Origin of the sequence: Pseudoalteromonas sp. CO348 (assembly GCF_004208845.1) — a bacterium.
Lineage (GTDB): Bacteria > Pseudomonadota > Gammaproteobacteria > Enterobacterales > Alteromonadaceae > Pseudoalteromonas > Pseudoalteromonas maricaloris.
The window spans coordinates 1-13,023 of the sequence record NZ_SGPI01000002.1 but is presented as its reverse complement, the minus strand read 5'-3'; the positions used below and the strand labels follow the sequence as shown (position 1 = coordinate 13,023).

The 13,023-nt window shown below is 45.1% G+C and carries 11 protein-coding genes; 6 read left to right on the top strand and 5 right to left on the bottom strand.

Annotation, left to right across the window (positions count from 1 at the left end):
• Window positions 1–210: 210 nt before the first annotated feature.
• Entirely contained in the window at window positions 211–834 is a 624-nt protein-coding gene (gene fabR, locus EXT48_RS00395) for an HTH-type transcriptional repressor FabR (RefSeq protein ID WP_010374371.1), read from the bottom strand.
• Between the two features lie 125 nt (window positions 835–959).
• On the opposite strand from fabR, the gene EXT48_RS00390 reads away from it, so the two are divergent.
• Window positions 960–2,087 (top strand): fatty acid desaturase, encoded by a 1,128-nt coding sequence (locus EXT48_RS00390; protein WP_010374369.1) that lies wholly within the window; start codon window positions 960–962, stop codon window positions 2,085–2,087.
• 35 nt (window positions 2,088–2,122) lie between these two features.
• On the top strand, window positions 2,123–3,559 hold the full coding sequence (gene sthA, locus EXT48_RS00385; RefSeq protein WP_102055852.1) for a Si-specific NAD(P)(+) transhydrogenase: 1,437 nt from the start codon (window positions 2,123–2,125) through the stop codon (window positions 3,557–3,559).
• A 50-nt stretch (window positions 3,560–3,609) separates the two neighbouring features.
• On the opposite strand, the gene EXT48_RS00380 is transcribed toward sthA, so the two are convergent.
• Complete coding sequence (locus EXT48_RS00380) at window positions 3,610–4,851, bottom strand: hypothetical protein (protein WP_130163277.1); 1,242 nt, start codon at window positions 4,849–4,851, stop codon at window positions 3,610–3,612.
• Window positions 4,832–5,479 (bottom strand): methylamine utilization protein, encoded by a 648-nt coding sequence (locus EXT48_RS00375; protein ID WP_130163276.1) that lies wholly within the window; start codon window positions 5,477–5,479, stop codon window positions 4,832–4,834. Before EXT48_RS00375 ends, EXT48_RS00380 begins: the two co-directional genes overlap by 20 nt.
• A 201-nt stretch (window positions 5,480–5,680) precedes the next feature.
• Between EXT48_RS00375 and EXT48_RS00370 the strand changes: the two genes are divergently transcribed.
• On the top strand, window positions 5,681–7,714 hold the full coding sequence (locus EXT48_RS00370) for a glycoside hydrolase family 97 protein (protein WP_205992043.1): 2,034 nt from the start codon (window positions 5,681–5,683) through the stop codon (window positions 7,712–7,714).
• Between the two features lie 115 nt (window positions 7,715–7,829).
• Window positions 7,830–8,030, top strand: a complete 201-nt coding sequence (locus EXT48_RS00365) for a hypothetical protein (RefSeq protein WP_130163274.1) — start codon at window positions 7,830–7,832, stop codon at window positions 8,028–8,030.
• A gap of 325 nt (window positions 8,031–8,355) precedes the next feature.
• Here EXT48_RS00365 and EXT48_RS00360 read toward each other — a convergent pair whose 3' ends face one another.
• Complete coding sequence (locus EXT48_RS00360) at window positions 8,356–9,768, bottom strand: glycosyl hydrolase family 18 protein (RefSeq protein ID WP_130163273.1); 1,413 nt, start codon at window positions 9,766–9,768, stop codon at window positions 8,356–8,358.
• A gap of 282 nt (window positions 9,769–10,050) precedes the next feature.
• On the opposite strand from EXT48_RS00360, the gene EXT48_RS00355 reads away from it, so the two are divergent.
• Window positions 10,051–10,704, top strand: coding sequence for a S24 family peptidase (locus tag EXT48_RS00355; RefSeq protein ID WP_010604302.1), 654 nt, complete (start codon window positions 10,051–10,053; stop codon window positions 10,702–10,704).
• Between the two features lie 34 nt (window positions 10,705–10,738).
• Here EXT48_RS00355 and EXT48_RS00350 read toward each other — a convergent pair whose 3' ends face one another.
• The gene (locus tag EXT48_RS00350) at window positions 10,739–11,911 is read right to left on the bottom strand and encodes an MFS transporter (RefSeq protein WP_130163272.1); all 1,173 of its coding nucleotides are present in this window, start codon (window positions 11,909–11,911) and stop codon (window positions 10,739–10,741) included.
• A gap of 80 nt (window positions 11,912–11,991) precedes the next feature.
• Here EXT48_RS00350 and EXT48_RS00345 point away from each other — a divergent pair, with 80 nt between their 5' ends.
• A complete protein-coding gene (locus EXT48_RS00345) occupies window positions 11,992–12,804 on the top strand; it encodes a helix-turn-helix domain-containing protein (protein ID WP_039491539.1) in 813 nt (270 codons plus the stop codon).
• Window positions 12,805–13,023: the final 219 nt, after the last annotated feature.

Here is a 13,023-nt window from a genome sequence, read left to right as displayed (position 1 = left end):
TTGGTTATGTTTTAACATGCTTCAAAAGCGACAATCAAGCATAAATTATCCCAAAAGTAGAGTTTAAAACTCACTTTAATGGAAATTTAAATTAAAAAAACGCCAACTTTAGAAAATATATTTCAAGATCAGAAGTGAACACAGATAGGATATGAAGTGAGCAGGGTTATTTTGAATTTTAATTACCAATAAAAAAATAGCCAATTTAGGCTATTTTTTTATTGGTTCTGGATGTTTTGCATAACCAGAGGCACCTTTTGCGATATACCGCAACTGCCACTTCAAACGCTCGGTCAGTTCAGCGCGTTGAGGGGGGTCTTGATCCAAAGCCTCAGCACCAGAGCTAAATACTAAGGTGACCATTGCTTCAGCCTGCATGTGGGCGTGATGGGTATCTACTCCCGTTTCTGTTTCAAGGTAATGAGCAAGCTCTAAGATAAAATGTTTGATTTCTCTAGCAACGGCGGCACGAAACGCAGGCGACGTACCCGAACGTTCACGCAGTAATAAACGAAACTGGTTGCTCGACTGCTCAATAAATTCCATGAAGGTGTGCACAGAAGTATTGATCACGCTACCACCTTTAGCGATGCGACGTCTTGCTTGGCGCATTAATTGTCGCAAGGTTAACCCCGCTTCATCTACCATAGTCAGCCCGAGCTCGTTCATATCCTTAAAATGACGATAAAACGAAGTAGGTGCGATACCCGCCTCTCGTGCGACTTCACGCAGGCTTAAATTCGAGAAACTATGCTCAGCACTTAGTTGATTAAATGCCGCTTCGATAAGCGCTTGACGGGTCTTCTGTTTTTGTTGGGCGCGTACACCAGCCATGGACTTTCCCCAATTCGCTTCGAAAAATAAGAACAATAAACCGCAGTCTAAACCTTGACGCAGCAAGAATGAAATACTATTTTAGCGTACAGTTGTACGCTGAAATTAGATTTTGAGATTAATTGATGAAAAAACCACCCATTTTATGGACCAATGTGCTGTTCTTTAGCTTATCGTTTTTAGCTGCGATCACTTTGGTGCCTTGGTATGGCTTTGAATACGGCTATACCACCAGCCACTGGGTAGCTTTTGTTGCCTGTATGTTTTACGCCGGTCTGTCGATCACCGCTGGGTATCACCGCTTATGGGCGCATAAAGCCTATGACGCCCATCCTGTGATTCAAGTTATTTTTGCGTTGGGTGGCGCATTCGCGTTACAAAACAGTATATTACATTGGAGTAGCGATCACCGTGTGCACCACGGCCAAGTCGACGACCCAGTAAAAGATCCGTACGCCGCAACACGAGGCTTCTGGTATAGCCATATCGGTTGGATGCTGAGAGATTATCAAGGCGAGACTTACGGTGATTATAATAACGCCAGAGACTTACAACGTAACCCTATCGTGATGTGGCAACACAAGCACTATATGAAATTGGTGTTACTTACGAATATCGGCATCCCGTTAGTGCTAGGTTTATTACTCGGAAATGTGTTTGGTATGTTGTTACTTGCAGGCGTACTCAGACTCGTACTCAGTCAACATTTTACTTTCTTTATCAATTCACTGGCGCACATTTGGGGTAGTCGTCCTTACACCGAAAAAAATACCGCGCGAGACAATGGTTTGCTAGCTCTTTTCACTTACGGTGAAGGCTACCATAACTTTCATCATATTTTTGCCAGCGACTACCGTAATGGCATTCGTTGGTATCACTATGACCCAACTAAATGGCTGATCCGTACTTTTGCAGCACTAGGCCTTGCCAGTAAGCTAAAACGCACTCCGGTTGAACGCATTGAAAAAGCCAAGGCGGAGACCTTGTTGAATAAGACTAAAGTCAGTCTCGCAAAATTGCCTTTGGCGCAAGATAAGCTTACATTGTTACAACAAGAGTATGATTTACTTCTTAAAAAGCTTCAAAACTACTGTACTGTGCAAAAGCAGGTACTCGAAGCGAAGAAAGAAGCAGTACTTGCACAGTGCGAACATTCCGCACTGATGCAACAATATAAAGAGCTAGAACAAGCTTGGGAAAGCCAAAAACAAGCTTGGATTGCACTAAATTCGAGGCTACTGAAAACGGCATAATGTTCAGCGGCCTCAATAACTAAAGGGGTGAGGCCGTGAGCAAAAAAGCTGCAGAAAAAACCGAAACTGTTCCACAATCCTATCAATACGATGCCATTATTATAGGCACCGGACCTGGCGGCGAAGGCGCCGCCATGAACCTCTCTAAAAGTGGTAAAAAAGTCGCGGTTATCGAACGCCAGCATGCGGTTGGCGGTGGCTGCGTTCACTGGGGCACCATTCCCTCAAAAGCGCTTCGCCACTCTGTCAGTCGTTTAATTGAGTACAAAGCGAACCCACTTTATCGTTTTACTGAGCGCCCGCAGCGCCATACCTTTCAAGATATTTTGCACCATGCCAGTGATGTGATCTCAAAACAGTCAACATTGCGTTCTAGCTTTTACGGTCGTAACCGCATTCACTTATTTCAAGGCGATGCCAGCTTTGTTGACGCGCATACAGTACAAGTCATTCACCAAGATGGTTCGCAAGAGCTACTCACCGCTAAAACCATTGTAATAGCCACAGGCTCGCGTCCATACCGCCCACCAGGCGTTGATTTTAACCACCCTCGAGTCTACGACAGCGACACTATTTTAAGCCTTGAGCATAATCCTCAGCGCGTATTGATATACGGCGCGGGGGTCATAGGCTGTGAATATGCATCAATCTTTAAAGGACTGGGCGCAAAGGTAGACCTCATCAACACCCGCGACCGCTTATTGGCCTTTATGGATGCCGAGATCTCTGACGCACTCAGTTACCATTTTTGGAATAATGGTATTGTTATTCGCCATAACGAAGAGTTTGCGAAAGTAGAGACCCATGACAAAGGGGTTATTGTGCATCTACAGTCTGGCAAAAAAGTACGTGCTGACTGCATTTTATGGGCCAATGGCCGCTCCGGTAATACCGAAACACTCAACCTTGCAAGCGTAGGTCTAAAGGCTGATAGCCGCGGCCAGCTTAAAGTCAACGAACACTACCAAACTGAAGTAGATAATATTTTCGCAGTAGGAGATGTGATTGGCTATCCAAGCCTAGCCAGTGCAGCGTTCGATCAAGGGCGTATTGCGGCCAATGCAATTGTGCATGGTGCCTGTGATGATCGTTTGATAACCGATATCCCAACCGGCATTTACACCATTCCAGAAATGAGCTCTGTTGGTAAAACTGAGCAAGAGCTTACCGCTGCGCGCATTCCCTATGAAGTGGGCCGTGCCCAGTTTAAACATTTGGCTCGTGCACAGATCACCGGCACTGAAGTCGGTAGCTTGAAAATTTTGTTCCATGCAGAAACCAAAGAGATATTAGGTATTCACTGCTTTGGTGAACGTGCATCCGAGATCATCCATATCGGCCAAGCCATTATGGAGCAAAAAGGAACGGGTAATAATATCGAGTACTTTATCAATACGACCTTTAACTACCCAACAATGGCCGAAGCCTATCGCGTTGCAGCCTTAAACGGCATTAATCGTCTACTGGACTAACGTATCGTATGGCATGAATAAGCGTGACACCTTGGGCGTCACGTTTATTGTTATAAATTAAAACGATACTCCGCACTGAGTCGCCACACATTATCGCTTTGCTTGGTCTTTCCGTTAAAGGCCTCGCGATTTGCAACTGTGGTTGTCAGACTCAAAAACTCACCGCCCACCAGCCAATTGCTATTAATTCGATACTTCACTGTAGCGGTCAGTGCATGGCCATCACTTTGGTTTGGGTCGAACTGCCAATCATCTTTGTCGATGACTTTGAACTGCTCCCCCCGCATGGAAAAGCGCCAGTCATCGCGCTGATGTGTGAGTAGCAAAAACCAACTATTAAAGTCATTATCGACGCCGCGATTGACTCCCATGGCGGTATTACCCAGCATGCCTTGTGCAAGTATATGCGTCTGCGGGGTTAACTTGTAACGCCAAGCTGCACTAATAAATTTAGTGTCCCACGCATACTGCCCAGTTCGGTAATTGATCTTACTTGTATCGCCATTATTATCGTGCCAATAGACATTGATCTCACTACGGTTTGAAAAGTCGCGATGATACCCAACATAATAACCAAATCGGCCATCTACTTCCGAAAACGGTTCAACATGCTGTGCTTGATGTTGTAGCTGCGGTGTATTCAACGACTCTACCGCAGCAAAGGGGAGACTTTCGTTAAACACCGACTGCCTATCATGCACGGTAAAGCCTCGCCATGCGAGTAAAGTGCCAGCCGGATCATTCCCCTTAAAAACACCAAACACACCTTTGAATCCCTGACCTCGGCTACGACGCGTTTGCGGCTGCTCAATCGCGACTTCACTGCCAAATACCCGCACTTCCTCACCTATCCAAGCGTTGATAGCCGAATACTGGTATGTATAGGGTGACGACCAACCAATATCTGGGTTCTCAATAGAAAACTTCGGATAAAAGCCACCAGCTCGCATAATAAAACGGCGACCATTTTTGGGTAGTGTTCGATATTGCAAATACAGTTCTGTAAAGCCGAGCTTGTCATCTGGGTCTGGCACATACTGTGTTACCCCGTGCAAAGACCAAGCGCTAGCAAAATCTACGCGCCAATCAATAGCTCCTCGACTAAGCGTAATGTCTGACTCCCCTTTCCCAAAACGCGTAACGCCCCACCCAGGCTGATACCAAGCTTTACGATTATCATCATGCTGCCAGGTCGTTTGCAGTTGCCCTTGTCCAGAAATCTCAACGGCACCTGCTTGCCCTATGGCGAATAATGCCAAAGCGGCGCTTAGCTTAGTAATCATCGAAGCCATCGGAGAAATCCTGAAGTGGAGCAACCAGTGTTTGCTTAATTTGATAGGTAATTGCTTGAGTGTTGTTTACGACGGAGAGCGGATGCTGTTCTATTTTGTCTATATTTTCGAATCTTTCATGCCATACATTCAGCTTTAGTGCGCTGGCTTGCTGAGCACCTAGGTCGATTGATACTTTGCCGCTGCTATCCGTTACCGCAAATAATGGGCTATCTACAACCACGATATAACCCAGCATCCAATCGTGAATATTGCAGCCAAGCTCAACCACACCGGTTTGATCAAATAATACTTGTTTCGGGTCATCGCGATACAACTTAAGCTCGAACGGCTTTGCAGCAGAGAACGAATAGACGTGGTGCAGAATGGGATCTAAATTTGGAAACGAGACTTGTGTGCCTGCTTGCACCATCAAAATATGGGGCACAAACGCCTTATCCTTTTGCTCCATTTTATAATCTAGCGTCGTTCTTTTATTATCAAAGCCTTCTCCTTGCAACCACACCGCGGCATTCGCGAGTGGCTGTTTATCAGCATCGACAATTTGCACTTCAAGGGCATTGACTAGGCCGGCTTGTAGCATTGCTATCACAACAGCAATACGCCCAAAAATTGTTAGGTTTAGCATAAGCAGTTCAACCTATCCTTATTATTTTTCTTAGCTTGTCTACACTAGACCGAGCGGAATAATTATTACATTCATCGCATTTACAGCATGAATACGTATGCAACTTTTACGTGAACGTTAGCATACAACAGTAAGCTTAGCTTATGTGCAAAAGAACACGAATTTTCGTGCCGACAACAAAAAGGAAAAACTATGCGCCCCATGTCACTTTCCCTGATCGGATTAAGCTTGTTTACGACTACGAGCTTTGCCGCATCTTTAGCTGTGAGTTCGCCAGATGGAAAAATCACTTTTACCTTGAGTGATGATAATAGCCAGCCGACCTACCATGTCAGCTTTAACGACAAAACCATTATTCAACCGTCTAAACTTGGTTTTGATTTCGCAACAGCTGCATCGATGCGCGATGGCTTAAGTATCACCACACATCAGCGTAATAGCGTCGATAGCAGTTGGCAACAGCCTTGGGGCGAAGCCCGAGTGATCCAAGATAAGCACAATGAGCTTGCTGTCACCTTTGCTAAGCAGACAGACAAGTCGCCGCAATATACTGTGCGTGTAAAAGTATTTGATGACGGTGTCGGCTTTCGCTATGAGGTTGCTCAAAATCAAGCGCTTTATATCACCAGAGAATTAACCGAATTCGCCTTTGCACAAAGTGATAAAAGTACCGCGTGGTGGATCCCTGCTCGTGGCTGGAATCGCTATGAATATGTATACAACACCACACCACTGCACGATGCCCCACATGTGCACACCCCATTTACTTTAAAGAATCAAGACGGGGTTCATATCAGTGTGCATGAAGCGGCCCTAATTGACTATGCGGGCATGACCTTAAACCAGCGTCGCCCGGGAACATTTGTTGCCGATCTAACACCTTGGTCAGACGGCGTTGCTGTCAAAACCAATGGTAAGTTCAATACACCTTGGCGCACCCTGCAAATAGGCGATGAAGCCACCGACTTGTTGAACTCTCACCTTATTTTAAACCTCAACGAACCAAATAAGCTCGGTGATGTATCTTGGGTTGAGCCGGGTAAATACATCGGCATTTGGTGGGGCATGCACATCAACAAAAATACCTGGGGCAGCGGCGAGAAGCATGGAGCGACTACGGCGCGTACTAAAGAATATTTGAGCTTTGCCGCTGACAATGGCTTTGATGGCGTGTTAGTTGAAGGTTGGAACATAGGCTGGGATGGCGACTGGTTCTTCAACGGTGATGTCTTTAGCTTTACCGAGGCCTATGCTGACTTTAATATTGATGAAATAGCCAAGCACGGAGAAAAAGTAGGTGCACGCTTAATAGGTCATCACGAGACGTCTGGTAACGTCAGCAACTATCGCAATCAAATGGAGGCGGCTTTCGCACTCTACGAAAAAGCAGGCGTTCGCCAAGTTAAAACCGGTTACGTAGCCGATGGCGGCAACATTAAACGCATTGATGCCAAGGGCAATGCCAGATTCGAATGGCACGACGGTCAATTTATGGCAAATGAGTACTTAGACAACGTCAAACTCGCGGCTAAACACAAGATCAGTATTAACACGCATGAACCAATCAAAGATACCGGCCTGCGTCGTACCTATCCAAACTGGATTGCGAGAGAAGGGGCAAGAGGGCAAGAGTTCAACGCATGGGGCACGCCACCAAACCCACCAGAGCATGTGCCAATGCTTGCCTTTACCCGCATGTTAGCTGGCCCAATGGACTTTACTCCGGGTATTTTTGACATGGGCTTCAACGGCCTTGGCGATAAAACCAACCGCCCACAAACCACCCTCGCCAAACAATTAGCGCTTTATGTTGTGCTTTATAGTCCAATTCAAATGGCGGCCGATTTGCCAGAAAATTACTTAGCAAAGCCAGATGCTTTTCAGTTTATTAAAGAAGTACCCACCGACTGGGAACACAGTATCGCACTTGCAGGAGAAGTGGGTGATTATGTTGTCTTTGCCAGAAAGGAGCGCAAGCATAAACAATATAGTGGTAACGATTGGTTCTTAGGCGCAGTAACTGATGAGGAAGCGAGAGAAATTCCTATTACTTTAGATTTCCTTGAGTCAGGTAAAACCTTTGAAGCGCAAATCTACGCGGACGGTAATAAAGCCGAATGGAAACAAAACCCGTATGAAATGAATATTTACCGCAAAAAGGTAACAAGTGCCGACAAGCTGACATTAAAACTGGCTGCCGGCGGCGGCGTTGCTATTCGTTTTAAAGCGCTTTAAACATAAGGTGACTACCCAGCAGCTGGGTAGTCACCGCTTTGGGCTGTACATTTAGTAAACTATACAGTAGGGTAAAATAGTCTATTAAGACATTCTTATTTCAAAGGAAAATAATATGAAACTTACCCTAGCAAAGAAAAAACTAAAACAATTAGACTATCAACAAAGTAAACTTGCCGTAAAACTCACACCGCAAGCAGCCGGTGGTAGAGGACCAGAAACCGGCGTTATGTGCGAAACGACTAATAACGATTACTGGTGTCAACGTCCAAGTTCACCGGCTGTTACCTGCAGCGTAATGGAGCGCTGTTTATAAGCATTTCCCACCATATATAGGCTAGATATTATAAAAATATGTAGTTAGCCTATTTCTCAGTCAAACTCTCTATATGCTCAACAGCCAGCTTTCACTCGCCGCCGAGCTGAGTTATAAGTAACCTGAGCTGCGGATAATTAATGCCTTTCTAGCAGCCAGTTTTAGCGCTAACTGCGTTGAATTCACTTCCAATAGCCAGCTATTGGTGCGTAAATTCGCCTTGTTTTCCCTAAAACTCTCTGGCTAGACAAGGAGAAAACTAAGTTGTGCTTTAGCAACAATGAGTTGGAACATTCCTTATCCAAACCTCAGGTTAAGTAATAATTTACTGACATTGATAGCTTGGTGTTACACCATTAGCAACTTCCCATTTCGCTGTTAATAGCGACGCAGGGCCATTACTGTCATGGGATAGCTCCCAATTCATAATGCCACCGGCATTGAGCTTAGCGTACTGCGTTTTTGCGCGGATCGTCGGGATACCATTGTAGTAGCTGCTACCATCACTATCGCGACAGGCATTGGCAGGGTTCTCCTGCAGTAAGGTGCGATACGCTTTCCAAGTAGGTCTTGCATAAAATGGTACGCCTAGTACCGTTTTTTCTTTACTGAGCCCACGACCTTGCCAGTAAGCTATTGAGTCTTTGGCGTATTGCATAGAAGCATGATCAGTATTGTTCGCGTCGTACGCCATCAAATTTAAAAAGTCGATATCTTGGAATACAGATTCCAACACGCCACCACCGGTATAGCCAAGCGCCACCACAGCTGCCGTCAAGAATTTACCTCTGGCGCGTAACTCAACGCTTAGTTCCTTCATCAGTAATGCATAGTTATTTGCTGAAGCACCGGGATCTGGATATTCCCAATCCATATCAACGCCATCTAGATTATGCTGCTCTACAAACGAAATGACCTCTTGCACGAAACGGGCTCTGCCTTGCTGTGAACTAGCGAATGTCTCAAATGCACTATCGTCGCCCCCGTTCCAGCCACCAATGGCGATCCCCACTTTTACATTGTTGGCGTGAGCTGAGTTTACTAGCGCTGTCATTTTGCTTAAATTTTCAAGCGGTCTCAGTGTACCATCTGCATTGGGTAGTAAAAATGAGTAATTGATATGGGTGAGTTTATCAAACTGAATATCACTCACTGCACCCTGCCAACTTGGGAAGTAGCCGACAATTTTAAAATTAGGATCGCCAGGAGGAACCTCGTCAGACACGACACTGAAGTTCACCGCACTCGATGCACCTCGTGCCCCAGACACATCAGTTGCATAGACAGTTAATGCGCGATTACCTAGTCCCTGCGCTTGCCACATCACCTCATAAGGTGCACTGTTGTCAGAGGCGACAAGCGTGCCATCGAGATAGAATTCAACACTGTCGATTGCCGTGTTTTGCGGATGGCTTACCGCCGCCGCTAGGCTAACTGATGAACCCACTAACACTCGTGCGTTACTGCTTGGAGAGGTGACCGAAACTAAAGGCACAGGCGTTACCGGATCACAACTACCGTTTGCTTGCCAGACATCATAAGTATTAGAATTTTGCGCTGGGTTTTGGTTTTGTGTCCACCATTTCGCGGTGTATTTAGCTGACTGATAGGTGACTGCGTCGCCACCTGTATATACCTGCTGTGATTGCCATTGCGTTAAGTTACTACAGTCTACCGCCAGTGCAACTTCCATCGCGCCCAAGAGCGGAAGTGCAATTAATAAATTTGTATATTTCATTACCTTTTTCCATGTTGTATGTCGGCTAAAGCAAGTCGTGCCGAGTTTAAATAAATGTTAACTTGCGATTCTTAGCCTACCAGCATGGACAAATTTCGTACAACGCAACTCACTACGACCTTAGTCTAATGAAAATAGAAAATACTTCTCCTCTTTACGTCATTTATTCATCCGTGATTATGCTCGTTTATAAAATGTCCAACTAGTGCAGCGAGACTGTACAGATAAGGCTTAGCTCAGTATGCTTGCGGGTTTAGGCGCTATAAAGAGAATAATTAAGAGATGAGTACGGCATTTTCAAGACGATTTGTAACCTTAGTCGAGCAATTTGCAGGCGGCAATAAGCGCCAATTTGCCCAGTTAACAGGTAAATCCCCTTCCCATATTTACCGTATTTGTCGCGGCTTAAGTCGCCCTTCAATGATATATCTTGAGCACCTTTATAGCCTATTTGCCGTTGATCTGAACTGGTTACTCACCGGTGAACAACCCTTAGATAAACCACAAGGTCAGCTTAAAGATGAACTTACCCTCATACCTAAACTTGATATTGAGGCCAGTGCAGGTATGGGCAGTGTAATTGGTCATGAAGAAGTTACCGAGCAGTTTGCACTCAACCGTCGTTGGCTAAACTCCCATCTTGGCGTGTATTCAGAGAAGCTCGCCTTTGTCTCTATCCGTGGTGATAGTATGCAGCCCACGTTGCTAGACGGCGACATGGTACTCGTTGACCTTTCACAGAATCAACCCAGTAAAGATGCGGTTTATATCATTCAAACAGAAGAGGGTCTCATGGCTAAGCGAGTGCAACAAAAGCACTCTCAGCTCAAAGTGATCAGTGATAACCCTGATTACCCGAGCTGGGAGATCACCGCTGATAATGCCGACAGTCACGGCATTGCAGGGCGTGTTGTTTGGTGTGGTCGCAGTATCTAAACTGCAATGTCACTATTCGTGTGATGCTGGAGCATTACACGGATTTAGCCAGCTTTTCCTGCACATTGGCTGTATTCACAAATTGACTCAACACCAATGAGCACACCGCAAGTGCAGCACCAAAGTAAAACACTAAGGATTGATCGTATAACCATACTAAGCCAAAGCTTGCTGGGATCACTACTGCTGCAATATGGTTAATGGTAAAGCTAACCCCTGCCGTTGCTGCGATGTCTTCTGGCCGAGCAATTTTTTGAAAATAAGTTTTGAGTGCAATGGCCATCGCAAAAAACAGATGGTCGATGACATAAAGCGCTGCTGCAAAACTTGCTGACTCTACCAATGCATAACCAATAAATACAAAAATGAGTCCCACATATTCGATTGTCAGTGTTTTACGCTCACCAATATGCCCAATCATTTGACCAATCTTAGGGGCGATAAATATGTTTATCAAATGATTCAACATATAAAGCGCGGTGATCTGTGCAACATCAAAACCAAATTTTTCCACCATTAAGAAACCCGCAAACACCATAAATATTTGTCTTCTCGCGCCCGAGAAGAAAATCAAGGCGTAATATAGGCTGTACTCTTTTCTCAAAATGAGCTTTTTATGCTGCGTAGTATGCATTTCAAAGGTTGGAAAGCCGATAAACATAAATAGCGCAATGATAAAGCCAACCCCTCCAATAAGCAGATACATCCACTGATAGTCTGCGGAGAAGTAGCTAAAACCCAGCCATATTACCGCATAGGTGATCAGAGAAGCGATGGATTTAATAGAGAGCAAGATACCTAGTTTGGCCGGTGCCTCATCTTTATTGAACCATTGTAAACTGAGAGATTGATTCAGCGTCTCGAAATAGTGAAAACCTATCGACATTAACACTGTAGTTGCATACAAACCATAAATAGTAGGCAACAAGCCGGTAATGGCGACGCCAAGCGACAGCAAACACAAGCTGATCAGTGCGAAGGTTTGCTCCTTTAACACCAATAAAACAAATACCGCTGTAAACGCTAAAAACCCGGGGATCTCACGCAGGGATTGCAACATTCCCATATTAGCGCCATTGAAGTTTGCGGCTTCAATCGCAAAGTTATTGAGCATGGCCATCCAGCCTGCGAATGTAACGGCCATAACTACGGTAGCGAGCACTAAGAAATTAAAAGGACTTTGCCATCCTTGAGAAGCATTCTTCATGATTATCTCCACATAAAGCACAACTATTAAAAAGTTATGGCTATAATATGGCCACACATTAATTTCTGATATACATAATTATGCCAAGTTCTTTATCAAAACAGACAACTTCTCCTTGGCGTATTCAGCCCAAATATAAGCGCTTCTTAAAGCCAACCCTTGGCCGGCCAATCCTGCCAAGAGCGGTAAAAAAAGCGGAGTGGGAGCATGTTCAACGGCACCAACATGAGTGGGGGCAGCTTGCATATACAAGCAACGGAGTCATCACAATTGTAACTCCTGAAGGCACTTTCGTGATCCCTCCCGATCAAGCTTTGTGGCTACCTCCAGGCCTTCCGCATGAGACGTATTGTCGCTACGGTGGAGATTTTCGTAGTGTCTATATCGACAATAAATACACCGAGTTGCTAGGGAATAAAGCGAAGCTAATTGCGGTAGATGAACTACTGAAGCAATTTATACTGGAGATCTGTACTTGGCAGGAAGAGTACCACTTAGATGAAAAAACAGAGCGATTTATTACGGTCTTTATTGATAGGCTAACGTCGGCTACAACGTGCCACTTTTTTATTCCAAGTGCACAGGATGCTCGGATCTTACCCATTGTGACCGAGCTACATACAAATCCAGGATGCAAAATAAGCTTGGAGGCCTGGAGTGATCAAGTCGGTGCATCAACCCGGACACTCAACCGCTTATTCCACAAATGCTTTATGATGGGGTTCAGTGATTGGCGCCAGAAATTAAGAGCTATCAAAGCAATTGAGCTGTTGAAAGATGGATATTCTCAGCAACAAGCAGCTGAATATTTGGGTTTTGAATCTACCGCCGCATTTAGCAATGCGTTTAAAAAAGTCTTTGGCAAACCACCGGGACAGTACATTAAAAAGTAAGGTAATTTGGGATCAATAAATACTTTCCCACTAAATATTATGAATGCACAAATCGGTGGGTGAACCGCCTTATATGGACTCCTCCAATTGTACAAGCCACTTTTAGCATTATTAGTGTGATTGCGTGCTTATATCCGAGCTCTTGATGAGGTGCTACCTCGGCCTCTTTGATGTATTCGCGCCCTTGTGCCTTCTCTCCCACGCGGTATTTGTATACAC

Bases quoted from the DNA above. Each gene is read 5' to 3' on its own strand.
- EXT48_RS00355 (WP_010604302.1), top strand. From the start codon at position 10,051: ATGAGTACGGCATTTTCAAGACGATTTGTAACCTTAGTCGAGCAATTT.
- EXT48_RS00375 (WP_130163276.1), bottom strand. From the start codon at position 5,479: ATGCTAAACCTAACAATTTTTGGGCGTATTGCTGTTGTGATAGCAATG.
- EXT48_RS00345 (WP_039491539.1), top strand. From the start codon at position 11,992: ATGCCAAGTTCTTTATCAAAACAGACAACTTCTCCTTGGCGTATTCAG.
- EXT48_RS00350 (WP_130163272.1), bottom strand. From the start codon at position 11,911: ATGAAGAATGCTTCTCAAGGATGGCAAAGTCCTTTTAATTTCTTAGTG.
- fabR (WP_010374371.1), bottom strand. From the start codon at position 834: ATGGCTGGTGTACGCGCCCAACAAAAACAGAAGACCCGTCAAGCGCTT.
- EXT48_RS00365 (WP_130163274.1), top strand. From the start codon at position 7,830: ATGAAACTTACCCTAGCAAAGAAAAAACTAAAACAATTAGACTATCAA.
- EXT48_RS00360 (WP_130163273.1), bottom strand. From the start codon at position 9,768: ATGAAATATACAAATTTATTAATTGCACTTCCGCTCTTGGGCGCGATG.
- EXT48_RS00370 (WP_205992043.1), top strand. From the start codon at position 5,681: ATGTCACTTTCCCTGATCGGATTAAGCTTGTTTACGACTACGAGCTTT.
- EXT48_RS00390 (WP_010374369.1), top strand. From the start codon at position 960: ATGAAAAAACCACCCATTTTATGGACCAATGTGCTGTTCTTTAGCTTA.
- EXT48_RS00380 (WP_130163277.1), bottom strand. From the start codon at position 4,851: ATGGCTTCGATGATTACTAAGCTAAGCGCCGCTTTGGCATTATTCGCC.